The sequence below is a fragment of the Arenibacter nanhaiticus genome (assembly GCF_900141935.1).
Classification (GTDB): domain Bacteria; phylum Bacteroidota; class Bacteroidia; order Flavobacteriales; family Flavobacteriaceae; genus Arenibacter; species Arenibacter nanhaiticus.
In genome coordinates, this window is sequence record NZ_FQYX01000046.1 from 1 (window position 1) to 20,543 (window position 20,543).

The following is a 20,543-nucleotide window of genomic DNA, read 5'->3' on the forward strand; positions in this document are numbered from 1 at the left end:
GTTTAATTTTATCAATCAATTATATGAAAACACCTGCTTTATCATTACCACAAATAAAATGGCCGCCGATTGGGCCAGAATGCTGGATGATGAAGTGCTGGCTACAGCGCTACTTGATAGATTGCTCTACCGATGTGACGTAATGAATCTATCTGGAAAAAGTTATAGAATGGAGAATAGAAAAACTTTTTTTGAACAGAAGGAATAACCTCATTATATTTACAAAGATTGTGCATTCTTGTTGCCAAAAACTGTGCACTCTTATTTGCCAATTTCTGAGCATTGTTACTTACCGATTACATCATCCTAAAACTACAAAAATAAAAGTATAGTTTACAGGAATTGTGGTGAAATGCTTGTTTTTTGTGGTGTAATTGAATTCTTACCCTTGTTGTTCGGGTTTGAAGGGGAAATGAAACAAAAAAGGTGCGGATAAACCGCACCTTTTAGTTCATGTTATTAGAACCCTTTTTTATTTTGGATCCAAAATGGCCTCTATTCTTTCTACGATATCTTGTAAGTGATATTTGCTCATCGAATCTCTTGTTTTTGCAACAGCATTTTTAGCCTCTCTTTTTAGAGTGTTTAACTCGGCTCTAGCAATAGATCTTATATCAGATTGACTAGTATTAATGACAGTAGACTTTTGATACCCGCCAGAAGTAGACTTTTTATTTTCGCTAGGAGCGGTCATAAGAAATTCCAATCTGTCTATATGAGCTTTTTGAAGATTCCTTCTATAGGTGTCTATGGTACGTCCAGATTTGGTTTCCGACCAAATTCCTTGTCGAAGATCTTTCATCATCTCTAAAGTTTTATAAGCTTCTGATGGATTCGCGGTTTCTTGTTCTATTAAACGGGCTAGTTTTCCTAAACTTAAAATATTGTTCAAAGTATTTACTTGAACCTTTCTAAGGCGTTCTACAGATCCGGAGTACTCTATTCTATTAAAAATATTCTGATCGATTAACCAGGTCGGTGTTTCGAATAGTTGTTCCTGAACAAAAAGCAAGCAGTTTTTTTGGTGGTCTTTGTCAACCGGGGTATATACGGCTCCTTCTTGGTCGTAGGTTTTGTAGTTTTCGTAAACGCCGCCTATATTATTGCTGACATGGCCCATATATCTGTTGAATTGAGATACCACCTGTCCGTACATAATACCAAGGTCGTCGTAATTTTTCCCTTTTTCGGCTGTCCATTCTATCAGTCTAGGGGTAATTCGTTTTAAGTTCTCAATACCGTAGAAGCTTGCTTTTATGGCATCGTCGCCCAAATCTTCGGTTTGCGAACTAGGATCAACCACATCTCCTACTTGTTGGTGTCCAAAACGGTATAATGGGTCTCCGGCATGTTTTAGGATCCAACGGTCTAGGATTTCTTTTTCTTCTTCCGCGGTTTTATCCAATATCGGTCTGTACCCCCAAGCAATGGAATATTTGTCGTATACCCCAATCTCGGGCATCATGGCAACACCTTCATCCCCTGGTTGTGCTATATAATTAAACCGGGCATAATCCATTATAGAAGGAGCGGTACCATATTTTTTGGTGAAACTAGCAGATCGTAAGGAGTCAACAGGGTAGGCAACGCTACTTCCCATATTGTGTGGTAATCCCAAGGTATGTCCTACTTCATGAGAAGATACAAAACGGATCAATCTTCCCATAACCTCATTTTTAAAAGCAACCCCGCGAGCCTCTGGGTTAATGGCGGCGGTCTGTACAAAATACCAGTTTCGCAGTAAGGTCATTACGTTGTGGTACCAGTTGATATCCGATTCTAATATCTCCCCAGTTCTAGGATCACTCACATGAGGTCCGTTGGCATTAGGTATCGGAGAGGCCAAATAACGTACAACAGAATAACGTACATCTTCTGGCGACCATTCCGGATCTTCCTCTACTGTTGGAGGGTCTTTGGCAATGATAGCATTTTTAAAACCTGCAGCTTCAAAAGCTACTTGCCAGTCTTCTATTCCTTGCTTAATAAAAGGCACCCATTGTTTTGGTGTGGCCCTATCTACATAATAGACAATTTGTTTTTTGGGTTCAACCAATTCTCCTCGGTTAAATTTCTCAATATCTTCATCTTTTACTTCCAACCTCCAACGGTCAAGAAATTTGATGGTTTTACTCTCTTGTACATCCAAGCCGTAATCTACCTGTCCACGGGCAAACCAACCTACGCGCTCATCAAAATAGCGTCGTTTCATAGGTTCATTGGGTAGAAGAATCATAGAATTGTTGATTTCGATAGATATAGACCCTAAACTTTCGTTGGAAGGAGCGTTACTGGCAACATAAGTTTTTACATGTCTGGCTTCAATATTTAAAGGGTAACTTTTAATTGATTCGATAAAACTTCTAGAATCGTCTACACGGGACACTTTAAATTTCTTGCGATACCCTTCTGGCATCCCCAAGGCATTAACGTCTTTTTCGAAGAGCTCATTGATGGCAATTACCGTAGCTGGGTTTACCGAATCTTTTTTAATGGTCTTGACATCGAAACTATACAATACGGGTTCAAAATTTGAATTTATGACCGCCTCCTGTACCGGTAAAGAATCTGCGGCAACCACATCGTAACTAACCACGCGTAACAATACCTTTTTAGCGTTCTTTTCCCATCTTAAGACCTTAGTGTTTATTTTTCCTCCACCGAAACCTATGCCATTAGCTGTTTTGGAAATTCTGGTGACCATTAACATTTCTTTGTTGAACAAAGAATCTGGTATTTCATAGTAGTATTTATCCCCGACCGTATGAACATCAAAAAGACCTTTGTCTGTCTTGGCCTCCTTGGTGATTACTTTGGCATAGGGCTCTAATTCTCCTTTTTTGGCCTTTGTGTCCGATTGATCGGTCTTTTGTTTTTTCTTTTTAAAAATTTGGGCTTCTGTAGTGGTAATGCAGCCCAACAACAAAAATGAAAATAACATTTTTGGGAGTACTTTTTTAAACATGCTTAAATTAGATTAGATGATTTCTTCAATGTATCAAAGAACTGAAAAATATTTAATTTTCAGAAACTTATAGCAGGCATAAAAAACAACTATACCTTGGGGCCGATAGGAGCATTACTAGTAGGGTAAAGAGAAAGGATATTATAATTGCTTTTTGATTAAAACGTATAATAATGTGTAACCTGTACATGGACAGTGTGCTACAGATGTTTTTGTAGGTAATATTTGAGGTAGTCGAAGGTAAAGTCTTTGCTGATCTTAGGGGGGACTGTATTTTTTAAAAGCATGATTTCCTTTAAAACAAAAAGAGACCGCCTTTAAAGACAGTCTCTTTACCTTTATTATGTACAAGAATCTTGTGCTTACGCCTTTAACTCGCAAATTAAAGCATCGCCTTCCTTGATAACATTGGTCAAGCCGTGTTTGGCCAATCCTTTTATTCCCTTGTCCCAGGCCTTGTTGCTTAGTTCCGAAGCTGCTTTTAGAGCTTCTAAAGGCATTCTTTTTTCTTTTTTTATAATATCGAAAATAGCCTTTTCGTTTTCAGAAAGATCCACGGGCTTTTTCTCGGGTCTCATCTGAGGGAAGAACAATACTTCTTGTATAGAGGCATTGTTAGTCATTAACATCACCAAACGGTCTATACCGATACCGATACCACTGGTAGGAGGCATTCCGTATTCTAAGGCTCTAAGGAAGTCTTGGTCAATAAACATGGCCTCATCATCACCTTTTTCCGACAGTTGCAATTGATCCTCAAAGCGTTCGCGCTGGTCAATTGGGTCGTTCAGCTCAGAATAAGCATTCGCTAATTCTTTGCCGTTTACCATCAGCTCAAAGCGTTCTGTTAAGGCAGGGTTGTCTCTGTGTTCTTTAGTAAGCGGACTCATCTCTTTAGGATAATCCGTAATGAAGGTTGGTTGGATGTAAAAATGCTCACATTTTTCACCGAATATTTCATCTATAAGTTTACCAACACCCATAGTTTCATCTACTTCTAGGCCAAGTTTTTTGGCAACCTCACGCAATTCAGCTTCTGTCATACCGGCAACATCATACCCAGTATGTGTTTTAATAGCTTCCAAAATTGGAACTCTAGGGTAAGGGGCTTTAAATTCAATTTCATTTTTACCTACCTTAACTTTGGTAGTACCATTAGAATCGAGCGCTACTTTCTCTAACAACCGCTCGGTCATATCCATCATCCAGTGGTAGTCCTTATATGCCACGTACAGTTCCATAACCGTAAATTCCGGGTTATGGGTACGGTCCATCCCTTCGTTCCTGAAATCTTTGGCAAATTCATAGACCGCATCAAAACCACCGACGATTAATCGTTTTAGGTAAAGTTCGTTCGCAACTCTTAAATACAAAGGCATATTTAAGGCATTGTGATGAGTCATAAACGGACGTGCCGCAGCGCCTCCTGGAATTGGCTGTAAAATAGGGGTTTCTACCTCCAAGTAACCGGCTTCATTAAAAAATTGACGGATACTGTTGGTGATTTTGGTACGCTTAATGAAGTTCTTCTTTACCGACGGGTTTACCACCAAATCTACATACCGCTGACGGTACCGTAATTCTGGATCATTGAACTCATCGTAAACATTGCCTTCGGCATCTACCTTTGGCAAAGGTAAAGGGCGTAAAGATTTACTCAGTAAGCTAAAGTTTTTTACCATCACTGTTTTTTCACCTACCTGGGTGGTAAAAGCTTCTCCTTCGATACCGATAATATCACCGATATCCAATAATTTTTTATATACTTCATTGTACAAGGTCTTATCGTCTCCTGTACATATTTCGTCTCTATTAAAGTAAACCTGTATACGTCCTTCGCTATCTTGTAATTCAGCGAAAGAAGCTTTACCCTGAATTCTTCTGGACATCAGCCTTCCGGAAAGGACTACCTTTTTGCCTTCTTCGTAGTTGTCCTTAACTCCTTTAGAAGTATTATTCACTGGGTATAGGGCCGCTGGGTAAGGGTCTATGCCCAGCTCCCTTAATTTAGTAAGTTTTTCTCTCCTGATTACTTCTTGTTCCGAAAGTTGCATATGCTTATAATTAAGGCTGCAAATATAGGTACTCTAGCTTAATCTATCAATCCAATAGTTAGGATTGTTGTGTTCCTAAATATTAATTTTATACTCTTGTAACATTTCACCTAATTTTGGGTCATATAAGTATCCCTTTTTAGTTAAAAGAGGTATTGTAAAAATTAAAAATAAAAAATGAGTTTCTGGAGAGTATTATTAGCTATTTTTTTTCCGCCTCTTGCCGTTATAGGGAAAGGATGTGGATCTATTCTTATTGTTTTTCTATTAACCTTGTGCGGATGGGTGCCAGGAGTGATAGCGGCTTTGATTATCCTTAACAAGCCTAATTAACCAGATCTAGAAATAGCTCAATGTATCCTTGGATAAGGAGGGGGAGTTGCGTGGGCCAATCCTAAAAACCATATAGGGGTAATTTGTTAGACCTTAAGCACGCTGATGTGTCGCTATAAGAACTATTGGTATAGCCATTGTTTTTTAACACGGCATAACACCATGGCTTAATTGGTATATTTTGATATAAAATTCTATATAGACTTTGTACCTTTGCCACATGAATAAAAAGATTCTTTTAGAAGATTTGGGCCGTAAGGACTATAAAGAAACTTGGGATTATCAGGAATCTTTGTTTCAGTCTATTTTAGATGTTAAAATAAAAAATAGAAGAGAAGGCACCCAATTGGAAACTTCCAACCATTTGCTGTTTGTAGAGCATTCTCATGTGTATACTTTGGGTAAAAGCGGGGATATGACTAATCTTTTAGTCGATGAAAATGTTTTAAAGGAAAAGGGTGCTAGTTTTTACAAGATTAATAGGGGCGGCGATATTACCTATCACGGGCCAGGGCAAATTGTAGGGTATCCTATTTTGGATCTGGATAATTTTTTCACCGATATTCATAAATATCTGAGGTTCTTAGAAGAAACCGTAATTCTAACCCTAAAGGAGTATGGCCTAAATGCCGAACGTTCCCCTGGGGAAACGGGGGTCTGGTTAGATGTGGGCACTCCTTTTGCCCGTAAAATATGTGCTATGGGCGTTAGGGCTAGCCGATGGGTAACCATGCACGGCTTTGCCTTAAATGTAAATGCCGATCTAGGTTATTTTGATTTGATGATCCCTTGTGGGATAAAAGGCAAGGCAGTAACCTCCCTAAATGTAGAATTAGGAGTAGTGAAAGTAGATTTGGAAGGGGTAAAAGAAAAATTATTAAAACATTTTTCCGCGCTATTCGAGGCAGCGTTTTTGCCGGTGACCAAGCATGTTTAATATAGAAAAAACCGAGGCAAGAACCTCGGTTTTTTGCTTTTTTAGGTCTGTATTATTATTTGTTAAATTGTGTGAGTTCCATAAGGTTCATAAGGTCTCCGTTCTTTTGGTACGTTTCCTGTTTGACCATGCCTACTCCTTCCGCTAGCCATAGCCTAGATAAAAAAGATGTTTTTACGCCCATGGTTTCAGAAGTATTGTCCTGGGCGATAACATAGCAATCAAAATTTCCCGCGGAAGTGGTAACCGTTTCTTTCTTTTCTACTTTCCGATTTACCTGGTCTACTTTTATGGACATATTCATGCCGGTCATACTAATTTTTACGGTGACATTGGCATCGGTTAGTTGTTGGCCCACGCTGAGGTTATTGGGGAGCTCTATGTCTGTTCCGCTTATATCCATTTCCAAGCCCATTTCTGTGTATTGTTGTATCATTTGTGAAGGCACCAGAGAATTATAGTCTAGTTTAATTCCATCTCCCGTACAGGTCATCTTATAGTCGGAAACAAAGACTTCCTTCCCTTTTTCATCGGTAAACCTCATACTCATGGTGGCGGTTGTATGGCCGCCCGAATTTTCTACCTTTGTTATAGAGTAATCGGTTATACCTTCGGTCTTCCCTTTTTTGTTGCTCATAGTATACTGAAAGCTTGTGCCTTTCTCCATGGGGTAGAATTTACTGCAATTGCCCTGAGGGAAAGCCAGAAAAGAAATTAAGAGGACGAATAATGCGATTGTGTTTTTAGGTATCATATTGCATTTTTAGTAGTTTACATCAATTTTTTCTGAAGACAACACGCCTATTCTGGGCTTTTCCGTCAGTAGTGCTATTGTCTGCGATCGGTTGGGTTTCTCCTTTGCCGTCGGTTTGCAGGCGCGCGGCATCAATACCATATATATTTACTAATGCATTTTTTACCGCAGCGGCGCGTTTTTGGGATAGGCTCAAATTGGCATCGTCGGGACCATCGGTATCGGTATGACCAATTATAAGCAAGTTCATGCCGTTTTCTTCCTGGAGCACTTGGGAGATTTGCCGTATGATACCCATCGATTGGGGCTGAATATTGGCCGACCCAGAATCGAATAAGATTCCGTTTGTAGACACTTCCCCTTCCGAAATCAACTTGCGTCGTAGGTCTATTCCACCTTCGGCTACCTTAAGATTTTTAATGAATAGCCGTTCCTTTCCTTCTTTAAAGTTGTTCATATGGAATTTTAAGGTGGTCAATACAGTTCCTTGGGGTACAATCCTTGGGATATCGATATGCTTTTCTTCATTGACCCATAATCGGAATCGTTGTTTGTTGACGGCTATGGAAATATGTGGAACATTTAAAACCTCCTCCCTAAGATCGGCCTTGACTACGCTGTAAATTTCCCTTTTATTATTGATTCGGTTTTCCATGGTAATCCCTTTATCGATATATTGAACAAAAGAGATATGGGCTTGTACAAAGTTAGCACCTTCTTTAAATTTGTCGTCATCACTTAAATCTACCCTCAGGATAGCATTGGAAGAGGTCTTATTGTCTAGGCCTAGCCCTAATACATCAAATTCAATGGTGTAGTCCTCCGGTAAATCTGGTACGTCGGGGATAAAATAGATGTTGTAACCCGAAACCAATTCCAGCCACTTTTCGCCATTATCATTGATCGACACCACTTCTCCTCCAGCATTGGTGTTCCATTTAGAAGGGAAGTCCCCTAAGAATTCATCGGAGAAATCGTCGAAAAACAACAGCTTGTCTCCTGGAACAAAATCAAATTTACTGTATACGGCAATGGCTTGTCGATCGTCTTGGGAATCTGCCCTGCCTTCCGAGTTATTACCAGGATTGTTCTGTCCTCCTGGGGGTAATGGGTTTTCCAGGGACGGATCGGCAGTGGTTCTTTTGGTCCCCGGCTCTAGGATACTGTCCAATACTTCATCTGTTTTTTCTTGGGTTTCCCTTTCTACCCTGCGTTCAACGGTACGTTCGGCTGCCTTCTGTGCTCTTTTTCCGAGCTTTTTAAGGATTTGGGCATTCGTCCCATGGGTAAAACAGACAATAAATAATAGGGATAATACCGATGTAGGAAGAATTTTGTGGAAATTCATAATCGTATTATTTTAAAGTGTTCGAAAAAAACTAAGTCTTTGAATTAAAAAGACTACTGCTATAACCTTAAATATAATGAATTATCGGGTCTTAACTATGTGGTATTGTGTGTGTTGAGTGTATTTTTGTGCTACTGGTTGTTTGGCAGTGCTGGAATGGATCCATGGTGATGATTATATCATTTTTTGCGTTAGGGACCGCGGCGGCATCCCCGCAGCAAGGCAAGGGATATAGCCAAGGGCCTGCCCGACGAAGGAGGGAACGCCCAAAGTATTTTGCCAAGAGGTGTAGGGCAAAGAAACGAGCCTTGAGTTCGAAATAAAATACCCCGTCACACCCACCCAGACAGGATTTTGAGAACGGTATACGTATTAATTGATCCTATATACCAAAATGCCGTTGTTCTGATCCTTTACTACTAGTTCTAGTTTATGGTCATTGTCCATATCTTGTAAATCAATAATAGAATTTCCCGGAACTGGAAAATTGGAAATAGGGAGAGCCTGACTATCGAAAAGGTAAATCTTTTGGTTTTGTATATCTGTTACGCTGACGTAGATCTTATCGTTTAGATAAAATATCTTCGGTTTTGAATAAACGCCAAGTTCCAGTTCAACTTTTTTGTTTCTAATGCTCAGAATATGATCGTTCATGACCGCTAAGGTTTTGTCCGTGGCGTCTATCCCATGATCTGGCTGTAACATGAGGTTTTCTCGACTTATTTTGCCCTTTTCGTCAATTAGATAAAGGGTGCCTTTTTGATCGGTCACAGCAAACTTATTTTTATGAAGGAGCACCGGATTATCGGAAAAGTTTATTTTGTCCTTAACCTTTATTCGGGTCTTGCCGGTACGGGACAGTATTTGTAAACTCCCTCCTTCATTTTTAAAGACCAGATAATCTTTTTTTCCTATCCTAAAATGTTTTGGAGTACCAATAACGGGGCTATCGGCCTTGTCGTATTTAAAGCCTTTTACGATCTTACCGGCGCTGTTGTACATGAATATTTTGGTGCCTTGGGAAACGACGAACCTATAATTCTTGTTTCCGTCATAGTCGAATACGGCCAGCGGATTAAGATTGCCGCCTTCATAGGTGAAATTAAAGGGACGTACTTCCTTCCCGGTCCGGTCTAGGATCAGGAATTGGTTATGGGTGGTGAAGGCAAGTTGTAACCTTCCGTTTTTGTATAGGTCTACCTGTTCAATAGCTCCTTGGATCTTGCCATCGAGTTGTTTTTTCCACAGTACTTTCCCCGATGTTGAGATTAGATAAAGAACATTCTGATGGTCTTGGAAAACAATCTCTTTGAGTTTGGTGTTATGGTTGGTGACAAATTGTGGGTTGGTGGCAATTTGATTGTCCAGCCCCAAGGTGAAAAGGGGCGTGGTCTTATTTAGATGGGTTTCATGCGCTATTTTTTGGGCCAGCAAGGTGGTGTGATGAAAATTTTCATCGCTTACCATTTGGGCGGCAAAAGTGTATTGGGAGAGGTCATCGGTGGTTATCTGGGAAACCGTTTTTTCGTCGGCAAATTCTTTGAGGAAGTATTCTATTCCCTTATTGTTGCCCACAAAGAGTACTGACGATTCATCTGCCAATTGCCTACGGGCCGTTTTGTAATACGATGTTTTCTCAAAAGTAGAGGCGTTTTTGAAATTGCTTATAAATGTTTTCAAAAGTTCCATGGAAGGCGCAAAAACAAAAGCATTTTCTAAAATGGTATAGTGCTTGGCCCGGAATCCCTTAACAAGTGGGTTGAAATAATGATTTAAAAAATCGCCCTTGGATAGTGTTACAATCTCATTGCCCTGGTATTCGTCCGATTGTACTTTAAGGTCATCTAAATAATGAAGGATCGTTTCCGCATTATACGTATGAACGAGAACGGCCTTTTGCTGGTTTACATAAACAAAACCAATTTCTTCGACTTCTTTAAAAGTAGTGTCGATCACCACAGATCTGTCCAAGTATTTTTTTTGGTTTTGTGAAAATATTTTGTAATCCTCAAAAGTATGGGAAACAATGGCCTCTGTTCCGAAAGGCGCAAAGATTGGCGTTCTATTGGCCAAGGGCCGGGTATTGGAGAAAAGTTTACTGTATTTAGAAGCCACATCGGCAGCGATACTAATTCCCCCTAGTTTTACATGGTCCTTGTTCATGTCAAAATCAAATGCGGCCCAATCAGAAAACTTGGATACGTCTACTTTGCCCGTTTCGCCCAAAAATGCCAATGGAAAGGGTTTGCTAAGGTTGAGGTTGATAAATATATTGGCGCTGCTTTTTTGGTCGGCTATGTAGAATAGTTTGTGAAGGGACTCGTTGGTCTTGAGATTATTTTGGTTCCGGATTAAATTTTCTATTAGGATTTGAGCGGTACTGATAATCGTTTTATCTTCTATTTCTGTAGTGAAATATTCTTCCTGATCTAATTGGTAGGTATGGATGTTTTTTCCTTGGTAAGAAATATTCGCTACCGCCTTTTGTATGCTATCGTTCAGCTGAAAGAGGTCCTCGGAGCTTTCGGTGATATAAAGTCCCTCGAAATTTCCTTTCCCTAATTCTACAAAAGTTAATATACTTTCGGAATGGGACTTTAGATATTTTAGGCAAGCAGTTTTTTCTGCGATAGTTTTATAAGCACTTGTAGCAGACAAGGTTTTTAAAAGATCGTTCTGGTCCAATTGACTTAAAAAAGCCGTTTGATCATTAATTTTTATAATGAGGGAACTGTTTTCTGGAACATACAATAATAGCGGAAAGGAGGTCGTAGCTTTTTTTGTACATCCTAGGGTAAGTAAAAACAAAATGGCCAGTATTTTAATTCTCATAATCAAGGTTTCGTCAAATTTAAGATTTTAATATATCTAGCTTTAATTGTTGTGGTAATTGTCTGAAACTTTTTCTATGATAGGGGGTTAGTCCAAATTCCCGTATGGCTTCTCGGTGCTCTTTGGTGGGATATCCTTTGTTTTTTTTCCAATTGTACATGGGGAATTCCAAGTGGATTTTTTCCATATAAGCATCGCGGTAGGTTTTTGCTAGGATGGAAGCAGCGGCGATACTAAGGTACTTGCCGTCTCCTTTGACAATACAGGCATGTGGTATATTTTGGTAAGGAGTAAACCTGTTGCCATCTACAATAATAAAATCGGGTTGCTTTTCAATTAGGTCCAGCGCTTTGTGCATGGCCAAAAAGGAGGCGTTCAGGATATTAATCTTGTCAATTTCGTCCGGATAGACATGGGCCACTCCAAAGGCCATGGCATTCTCCTCTATGATTGGCTTTAGCTGGTTTCTTTTAAGTTCTGATACTATTTTGGAATCGTTTAAAATGTCATTTTTGAAATGTTCGGGCAAAATTACTGCGGCGGCAGTTACGGGGCCCGCTAAGCACCCTCGGCCCGCTTCATCCGTGCCCGCTTCATTAAAGGAATTAAAGTATGGTTCCAACATATTCTGATATTCAATTTTTATGGAAATTTTTATTTCGAAATGCTATTGCCAAGGATAGCCTGGCTCAAATTTTAATCATAGAAAAATCTAGATGAAAGATATAGCGTCATGCCAAGAGCATAACGGTTCAAAATTACAAAATATGGCAGCATGAAGGAAGCAAGGAGGCTTTAAATTTAAAAATCCTAGGCGCTCAGTGTAGAAATATTTTTTAAGAAAAACACAACAAAACCAAGAAAATAAAATTAACAAATATTTATGTTAAAATTAGTGTTTTTAAATGCTAAAGGGAAGAACGGTTGTTTTATAACCGTAAAGAATACAGTTGTTTATAAATTATGGAGAAATAAATCAATTATTGTTTAAAATGAAATATTATACGTTTAAGTAAGCTGTAAATGCGATAATAAGTTTAAAAAAGAAACAATAATTTAATAAAAGTTATAAAATATTGTAAAAAATGTAAATATCGGTTTTAAATTAACATTTGATCTTCTTATTGTTATAAAAAATAGGTTTGTTAACTAATTTTTAAGAAGTTTGAGGGAAACTAATTAAAAAAATAAATAAATGAAACCAAAATTGACTTGGATTTTGACGCCTTTAATGGTGTTCATTATGGGTTTGTCCTATGGACAGGATAAAACTATTTCAGGAAATGTGACAGATGGAAATGGGATTCCACTGCCTGGAGTAAATATTATAGTACAGGGAACAACCAATGGTACTCAATCAGATTTCGACGGTAATTACACTATTCAGGGCCAGGTAGGGCAAACGCTTTTGTTTACGTATTTGGGACAAAAAAGCATGTCTGTTGTGATAGGTGCATCATCTACTATTAATGTTTCTATGGAAGAGGATGCCCAGGCGCTGGAAGAGGTAGTAGTCACTGCCTTGGGTATTTCTAGGGATAAAAAGTCCTTGGGGTATGCCACTCAAGAGGTAAAGGGCGAGGAGCTGAATACAGTTAAGAGCGGGAATTTTGTAAACGCGCTTTCAGGAAAGGCCTCTGGTATTCAGATTAAGAAAAACAATAACTTCGGGGGGTCTACCAACGTGGTCATCCGTGGAAATGCTTCTTTGACGGGAAGCAATCAGGCCTTGTTTGTGATAGATGGGGTGCCTGTTAGCAATGCTAGTTCTAATGCAACAGGACAAGCTAATGGTAGAGGAGGCTATTACGATTACGGTAATGCTGCTTCCGATATTAATCCAGAAGACATTGAATCCGTAAACGTCCTTAAAGGTGCTGCAGCATCGGCACTATACGGATCAAGAGCAGCCAACGGTGTTATTATGATTACTACAAAAAAAGGAGGTAAAACCGATGGGATCGGGGTAACGGTAAATTCAGGAGTTTCTTTTGGGTCTATAGATAAAAGTACCTTTGCCAAGTATCAGACCCAATACGGTGCTGGTTACGGACATTATTACGATGGGCCAGACGGGTATTGGTACTTAGAAGATGTCACTGGCGATGGTAATGATGATCAAGTAGCGGTGTATACCGAAGACGGTTCTTATGGTGCACCTTTCGATCCAAATTTATTAGTATATCAATGGGATTCTTTTGATCCTGAGTCTCCAAACTATAGGAAAGCAACACCTTGGATAAATGCTAAAAATGGTCCGATAAGCTTTTTTGAGACACCGGTAACCACTACGAATTCTGTTTCCATGGAAAAGGCTTCCGATGCTGGTTCCTATAGAATGAACTACACTCAGTTTGATCAAAAAGGGTTAATGCCTAATAGTTCTATTAAGAAGCACAACTTTTCAATGAGCGGAACCATGAAGCTTAACGATAAGTTTACCGTGACAGGATACGCTAATTATATTAAATCTAGTGGGTTGGGCAGAAACTCAACCGGGTATGGTGATAACATCGTAGGGATGTTTAAGCAGTGGTGGCAAACGAATGTAGATTTAAAGGATTTGGAAAATATCTATAATATTACTGGTAGGAATGTCACTTGGAACCCGGCGACTTCAGAGGCTGGATCAGTGCCTATTTTCTGGGATAACCCTTATTGGACTAGATATGAAAACTATCAGAATGATTCCAGAGGTCGTTTTATCGGAAATGTGTCCTTAAATTATGAGGTGACAGATTGGTTAAGCGTTATGGCCAGGGTAGCAACAGATACCTATTCTGAACTGCAAGAAGAAAGAAGAGCCAATGGGAGTGTGGCGAGTAGTTTTGGAGTAAGTAGAGGAAATGTTGATGCTGGTTATGCTAGAAGAAACATAGACAATACAGAGACGAATTATGACCTGACCCTTAACTTTAATAAGGATCTAAGCGAAAACTTTAACCTGAAAGGAATTTTGGGAACCAATATTAGACGTAGCGAATATCAATCTATTTACTCGTCTACCAGTGGTGGTTTGAGTGTTCCTAAATTATATTCCCTTCAAAATAGTGTAGGTCCACTTCCATTGCCCGTAGAACGCGATGAGAAAGTTGGGGTGGATGGAGTGTTTGCCAGTGCTTCTTTAGGGTATAACAATATGTTGTATTTAGATGCCACGATCAGAAGAGATCATTCCTCTACACTTCCTGAAGATAACAGTGTATTCTATTACCCTTCTGTAGCCGGTAGTTTTGTATTCTCCAGTATTGTAGAGGCTCCGGCCTTATCTTTTGGTAAGCTGCGGTTAAACTATGCCGAGGTAGGAAATAGTGCGCCATTCGATTTTCTTTATGATAGTTATATCGTAAATACGCCGATTGGAACGCCAAATACCTCTGTTGGAAACAGAAAAAAGAATCCAGTATTGAAACCAGAGAGAACCCAAAGTTTTGAGGCCGGTTTAGAAATGAAATTTTTTCAAAATAGGTTAGGATTCGATCTTGCTTACTACAAAACCAATTCTGTAGATCAAATTTTTGGAGTGCCAGTTTCAACAGCCACAGGTTATACAGAAAAAGTGTTGAACGCTGGGGAGATAGAAAATAAAGGGGTTGAGGTTTCCTTAATGGGGATGCCTGTTAAAACCGATGATTTTAGATGGAACGTAAACTTTAACTGGACTAGAAATAGAAACGAAGTTATTTCTTTGGAAGAGGGTATCGAAAATCTTCAGCTAGGATCCTTTCAGGGCGGTGTTACCATTAATGCCACCGTTGGGGAGCCTTATGGTGTTATTCAAGGAACAGACTATACTTATTTGAACGGAGAGCCAGTTGTAAATGCCGATAATGGCGAATACGTAAAAACCTCTAGTTCCAATAATGTTATTGGAGATTCTAACCCAGATTGGTTAATGGGGATCTCCAATAGTTTTAACTACAAAAATCTAACGCTTAGCTTTTTAATCGATATTCAAAAAGGAGGGAGTATTTTTTCTTTAGACCAGTATTATGGTAGAGCTACTGGTTTGTATGCCGAGACTGCTTTTATCAATGATCTTGGAAATCCGGTAAGGAATACGCTTTCTGATGGGGGTGGATTTATCAATCCTGGTGTAAATGCAGACGGGGCTCCTAATACTACACGTATTCAGGCAGACAGGTTTGGAGCCTTTGGTTATCGTAGAGGGTTGCCAAACAAGGCATTTGTTTACGATGCCGGATATGTAAAACTAAGAGAGGTGGCAGTTGCTTACAATTTGCCTAAAAAAATAATCGAAGATACTTTTTTGACGAATGTTTCTTTAAGTCTTGTTGGTTCTAACCTATGGATCATTGATAAAAATATTCCTCATGAAGATCCAGAAGGAGGTTTGGGGGCTGGTAACTTACAAGGGTACTCGGTGAGTCCTTTACCAACGACCAGAGATATAGGTTTTAATGTTAAAATACAATTTTAAAAAAGATATAAGATGAAGAAAATATTAATATTGATGACAGCGGTAATGCTCGCTTCGTGTTCTGATAACCTCGAAGGTTTAAATGAGAACATTAAGGATCCGTCTACTGTTCCTGGGGAGAGTTTGTTTACAGGGGCGCAAAAGAATCTTGTAGATCAAATCGTCGATTTAAATGTAAACAACAACAACACCAAGTTGTGGGCGCAGTATTTACAGGAAACAACCTATACCGATGAAAGTAACTATGATCAGGTAACCAGAAACATTCCGCAAACACATTGGGATGTTTTGTACAAGGATGTGCTTAAAGATTTGAATGAAGCCGAAATAAATATTGCGGCTACAACCTATCTGCCAGAATTAGAGGTGCTAAAACCAAATAAGCTATTGGTTATAGAAATTTTAAAGGTGTATGCGTATAGCGTGTTGGTAGAGACTTTTGGCGATGTTCCTTATTCTGAGGCCTTAAATATCGATATCCTGACCCCTAAGTATGACGATGGCTTAACTGTTTATAAAGATTTAATCGAAAGGTTGACCGTAGCAATCAATGGTTTGGATGAGTCTGTAGGGAGTTTTGGGAAAGAAGACAGGGTTTATAATGGCAATGTAACGCAGTGGAAAAAGTTTGCCAATTCCTTAAAACTTAGAATGGGGATTTTATTGTCAGATGTAGACAATTCCTTTGCAAAGACTACCGTAGAAAGCGCTGTGCTTTCTGGAGTGTTGGCGAGTAACGATGACAATGCTACCTATGCGTATTTATCGGCCGATCCGAATACAAACCCAATACACGACAATATGGTATTAAGCGGTAGAAAGGATTTTGTGGCGGCAACAACCATAGTAGATATTATGCAGCCAAGAAGTTATGAGTATTTGGAGGATTCCAACGATGATGGGGTTATTAATGAAGAAGATAACCGTACGGTAGTACCGGGATCTGTAACCAGTACCGATCCTAGAATGAAGTACTATTTCTCTCCCAATATCGATGCAGATCCATCGGTAGCAGAAGTTGTGTATTTTGGAGGTGAAATTGGTAATACGGCAAATTTTTCTTCCCATAGCCAAGTGGCGCCAAGGGTAGAAGCTGCAACAGAACCAGGGGTTATAATGGATTATGCCGAAGTGGAGTTTTTATTGGCCGAAGCAGTGGAAAGAGGTTTTGCTGTAGGAGGTACCGCTAAAGAACATTACGATATGGGCATCACAGCCTCTATAGAGTACTGGGGCGGAAACGCTGCAGAAACAGCAGACTATTTGGCCTTGGCCCATGTCGATTACAATAGCGCTATTGCTGCCAGTACGGCAACTACGCCATGGAAAGAGGTTATCGGTACTCAAAAATGGATCGCTCTTTTTAATAGGGGAGTAGAAGCCTGGACGTCTATAAGGTTATTGGACTATCCTGTAATGGCAACGCCAGCGGAAGCAGTTTCCGGCTTTCCTAACAGATATACCTATCCTATCGTAGAGCAAACCCTTAACGGTACTAATTATACATCGGCTTCTACCGCCATCGGCGGAGACGAAGCAGAAACTAAATTGTTTTGGGATTTAAATTAAAACTGTAGATATTAAAGTGATGTTTAAAATTGGCCTGCAAGGATTTTCTTTGCAGGCCTTTTTTTTATGGGGTTGGGAGATGTGGAAAGAAGTAAGCCTTGGCATGGGGATTTCAGGAAGTGGGGGATTTTGGAAATCCTTTAAAGGGAATCCTTATTTTAGCAAGGAAATGTGAAGCTGTTTTTTAAACTTTTACATTCCGTTAAGGACAAAAAAAGTAACTTTGCCTTCGTAAGTTTGTACAATGAGATATTTATTGACGCTTTTAATAGTGTTTTTTGGTCAGGCCGTTATGGCACAAGAAGATTCGATTTCAACCCCCAAAAAGTTGGAGGCTTCGCCTATTGCGAAAAACAAGCGAAATTTGCCGTCTAAACAAAAAAGAAATCCCAACGTCCAGGAAATTACGATCAAGGATTACCAGATAATAAACTATCAAAGAGACACTACCTTTTTGGATACCACTATTTCTATCCAAAAGGAATATAAATACAATTTTTTAAGACGGGACGATTTTGAGTTAATGCCATTTTCCAATGTCGGTCAACCTTATAATAGGTTGGGAGCTAATTTTGATCAAAAAACGAACTACCCTGGGCTAGGGGCAAAAGCCAAACATTTTAATTACCTAGAGGCATATGAGGTCGACTATTATAATGTCGCTACCCCTATGACCGATCTTATGTTCAAAACCACCTTTGAGCAGGGGCAGTTGCTCGATGCGCTCTTGGCTTTTAATACCTCTAAAAGATTAAACTTCTCCATAGCCTATAAAGGCTTTAGGTCCTTAGGGAAATATCAGGCAGATCAGGCAGAGTCCGGGAATTTTAAGATGACTTCCAATTACCTCACCAAGAATAACCGCTATAGGTTTAGGATGCATATGGCCGCCCAAAACTCAATAACCGAAGAAAACGGTGGGTTGGCAAACAAAGAATTGCAATTCGAATCCGAAGACCCAGAATTTAAGGATCGCTCCAGAGTAGATGTTCTGTTTTCCGATGCCAATAATAGGGTGTTGGGGAAACGGTATTTTCTAGATCACCAATACCAATTGTTCGGAAAGAAATCAGATTCGGCGGCGATAGGAAAAACGGCGCTAAGCATAGGGCACGAGTTTAATTATGAAACTAAATTCTACCAGTTTAAACAAGCCCAAGGGAACAGGTATTTTGGAGAAAGCTTTTTGTCGGTCATAGACGATAAGGCTACTTTAAAAACCATGTATAACCAGCTAAATGGCCAACTTCAGAATAATACCCTAGGGGAGGTAACCGCATTTGTAGACCTGTACCAGTATAACTACTTCTTTAATTCGGTAGTGCAAACGCCGGAGCAGCTTATAAAAAGTCAGCTAAAAGGAGATGAGGTTGCGCTAGGGGGCATATACCATAAAAAGATAGGCAACTTGCGTATTGATGGAAAATTTAAAACTGCTATTTCCGGGGCCTTCACAGGGAGTCTGCTCGATGCTGCTGTAAGGTACAGGATTAATAAGGATAATGAAGTGGACTTTTCAATCCATTCCTCTTCCAAGATGCCCGATTATAACTTCTTGTTGTACCAAAGTGAATATAGCAACTACAATTGGCAGCATACAGACGACTTTAAAAAGCAAGACATACAGAGCCTGGAGTTTAATTTGCGGACCAAAGTATGGGGTAATATTATGGCCAAGTATACCACTATGGACAATTATACCTACTTCGCTTCCGACCCAAATCAGACCGTCGAGGAGGGGGCAGAACAAGCATTTGTAAAGCCTTTTCAAGAAAATTCCAGTGTCGATCTTTTAAAGCTTAGGTATGCAAAGGAGTTTAAATGGAAGAATTTTGCCTTGAATAATACGGTGATGTATCAAAACGTTACCCAGAGCAATGAGGTGTTAAATCTTCCAGAATTGGTTACCAGAAATACCCTTTATTACTCTAATGATGTGTTTAAAAAGGCCATGTACCTTCAGACAGGAATAACGCTTAAGTATTTTACGGCCTATAATATGGATGCTTATAATCCGGTATTGGGTGAATTCTTTATTCAGGATAAGGAGGAATTGGGAAGTTTTCCAATGTTGGACTTTTTTATAAATGCCCGGGTGCAGCAAACCAGGATATTCTTAAAGGCAGAGCACTTCAATTCGCTTTTCTCTCCTAAAAAGTATTATGCAGCGCCTAACTATCCGTACCGCGATTTCGTAATTCGCTTTGGCTTGGTCTGGAATTTCTTTTCATAGAGGTTTTAGGGTGGGGCAAAATGGTTTGTTGAGGTTTTTTGGGTAAGCACAATAGCATTTCTTTGTTTCTAAGGAAGTTTTGGGCGTTCCCCTAGCGGGTCGCGCTTTCCGCTATATCTTTTTTAAGGGCTGTGCCCTTAAAAAAGGATGCCGCTACAATCCCTAACGCAGATTTCAATGAACAATTAGCAGGAAACAATGATCAATGTAAAAATTGATTAATGTGAAAATGTAACAATTGTTTAAAGTAGGAAGTAGTAATGTAGCGTTAAAAAAAATTATAGTTTACAATACCCTAATGAATGGCTGGCGCGAGCGTCGCCCTCGTTCCCGTATTGAGGGCAACCTCTATCAGGGACGAGCGCTACCGTTTACTTTTTTTATTAATCAAAGGAGCCTATCTATATACTAGGACAACTCTATAACCGATTTTATTGCTTATTGCTAATTAGTTATTGGTAATTGTTTGTCTCCCGACTTTGAGGGGCGTTATAGTTCAAGGTTCAAAATGATGTATGCCGCGAAGTGGGGAGACTTCGCGGAGCGAGAAGCTCATAAATAAGGTAATTCATTGTTTATAGCCAATCGGTAATTGATTTTTAAGGTTTGTCAGAATTTAAATAATTGGAAATAAAGTAGTTAAAAAAATATCTCGAAAATAATCCAAAATACCCGCATAAAAACCTTGCCAGTTTTAAAAAGAGGCGTACCTTTGCCCTCCGCTAGCGAGGCAGTGCCGAGCAAGCAAAAAGGCGTTAAGAGCGCCATGTTCATTGAGTGTTGTGTCCCTAATCTGTCAAGCCAAAAAGAAAGAATTTAATTTTTTCGAAAAAGCTTGCCGGGTAAAAAAGAAGCTGTACATTTGCAGCCGCTTTGGGAGACAGGGCGAATAAGAAAAGAATAAAAAGTTCATAGACATATTGTAAAGACAGCGTATTTCCGTTCTGGCGACAGATCGGGAATATTGAATAAAAATCGAAAACACGGGCCGGGCAATTAGCTTTTAATGGTTGATCAAGTTATATAAAAATCAACGATGAAGAGTTTGATCCTGGCTCAGGATGAACGCTAGCGGCA

General features: G+C 39.5%; 12 protein-coding genes. 6 read left to right on the top strand and 6 right to left on the bottom strand.

The annotated features are described in order from the left end of the window. Positions 1–208, top strand: a 208-nt coding sequence (locus BUA16_RS17025) for an ATP-binding protein (RefSeq protein ID WP_178338915.1), incomplete at its 5' end; no start/stop codon positions are given. A gap of 264 nt (positions 209–472) precedes the next feature. Here BUA16_RS17025 and BUA16_RS17030 read toward each other — a convergent pair. Together BUA16_RS17030 and lysS are read right to left on the bottom strand one after the other, a co-directional pair. Next, positions 473–2,965: a zinc-dependent metalloprotease gene (locus BUA16_RS17030; RefSeq protein ID WP_072765929.1), complete on the bottom strand. Its 2,493-nt coding sequence runs from the start codon at positions 2,963–2,965 to the stop codon at positions 473–475. Between the two features lie 362 nt (positions 2,966–3,327). Then, positions 3,328–5,019 (bottom strand): lysine--tRNA ligase, encoded by a 1,692-nt coding sequence (gene lysS, locus BUA16_RS17035; protein WP_072765930.1) that lies wholly within the window; start codon positions 5,017–5,019, stop codon positions 3,328–3,330. 177 nt (positions 5,020–5,196) lie between these two features. Here lysS and BUA16_RS17040 point away from each other — a divergent pair, with 177 nt between their 5' ends. Both BUA16_RS17040 and lipB read left to right on the top strand, forming a co-directional pair. Further along, entirely contained in the window at positions 5,197–5,352 is a 156-nt protein-coding gene (locus BUA16_RS17040) for a YqaE/Pmp3 family membrane protein (protein ID WP_072765931.1), read from the top strand. A 220-nt stretch (positions 5,353–5,572) separates the two neighbouring features. Then, the gene (lipB, locus tag BUA16_RS17045) at positions 5,573–6,289 is read left to right on the top strand and encodes a lipoyl(octanoyl) transferase LipB (protein WP_072765932.1); all 717 of its coding nucleotides are present in this window, start codon (positions 5,573–5,575) and stop codon (positions 6,287–6,289) included. A 55-nt stretch (positions 6,290–6,344) separates the two neighbouring features. On the opposite strand, the gene BUA16_RS17050 is transcribed toward lipB, so the two are convergent. The 4 genes from BUA16_RS17050 to BUA16_RS17065 all read right to left on the bottom strand — a co-directional run bounded on the left by BUA16_RS17050 (position 6,345) and on the right by BUA16_RS17065 (position 11,848). Beyond that, positions 6,345–7,043 (bottom strand): TapB family protein, encoded by a 699-nt coding sequence (locus tag BUA16_RS17050; protein ID WP_072765933.1) that lies wholly within the window; start codon positions 7,041–7,043, stop codon positions 6,345–6,347. 22 nt (positions 7,044–7,065) lie between these two features. Next, positions 7,066–8,391, bottom strand: coding sequence for an OmpA family protein (locus tag BUA16_RS17055; protein WP_072765934.1), 1,326 nt, complete (start codon positions 8,389–8,391; stop codon positions 7,066–7,068). A 372-nt stretch (positions 8,392–8,763) separates the two neighbouring features. Next, complete coding sequence (locus tag BUA16_RS17060; RefSeq protein ID WP_072765935.1) at positions 8,764–11,223, bottom strand: hypothetical protein; 2,460 nt, start codon at positions 11,221–11,223, stop codon at positions 8,764–8,766. Between the two features lie 19 nt (positions 11,224–11,242). Continuing rightward, a complete protein-coding gene (locus BUA16_RS17065; RefSeq protein WP_072765936.1) occupies positions 11,243–11,848 on the bottom strand; it encodes a ribonuclease HII in 606 nt (201 codons plus the stop codon). A 570-nt stretch (positions 11,849–12,418) separates the two neighbouring features. Here BUA16_RS17065 and BUA16_RS17070 point away from each other — a divergent pair. The 3 genes from BUA16_RS17070 to BUA16_RS17080 all read left to right on the top strand — a co-directional run bounded on the left by BUA16_RS17070 (position 12,419) and on the right by BUA16_RS17080 (position 19,466). Continuing rightward, positions 12,419–15,664: a SusC/RagA family TonB-linked outer membrane protein gene (locus BUA16_RS17070; RefSeq protein WP_072765937.1), complete on the top strand. Its 3,246-nt coding sequence runs from the start codon at positions 12,419–12,421 to the stop codon at positions 15,662–15,664. 12 nt (positions 15,665–15,676) lie between these two features. Next, complete coding sequence (locus tag BUA16_RS17075) at positions 15,677–17,233, top strand: SusD/RagB family nutrient-binding outer membrane lipoprotein (RefSeq protein WP_072765938.1); 1,557 nt, start codon at positions 15,677–15,679, stop codon at positions 17,231–17,233. Positions 17,234–17,477: 244 nt separating this feature from the next. Beyond that, positions 17,478–19,466 carry a putative porin gene (locus BUA16_RS17080; RefSeq protein ID WP_072765939.1) on the top strand — a complete coding sequence of 663 codons (1,989 nt, stop codon included), beginning with the start codon at positions 17,478–17,480 and terminating at the stop codon, positions 19,464–19,466. Positions 19,467–20,543 lie beyond the last annotated feature (1,077 nt).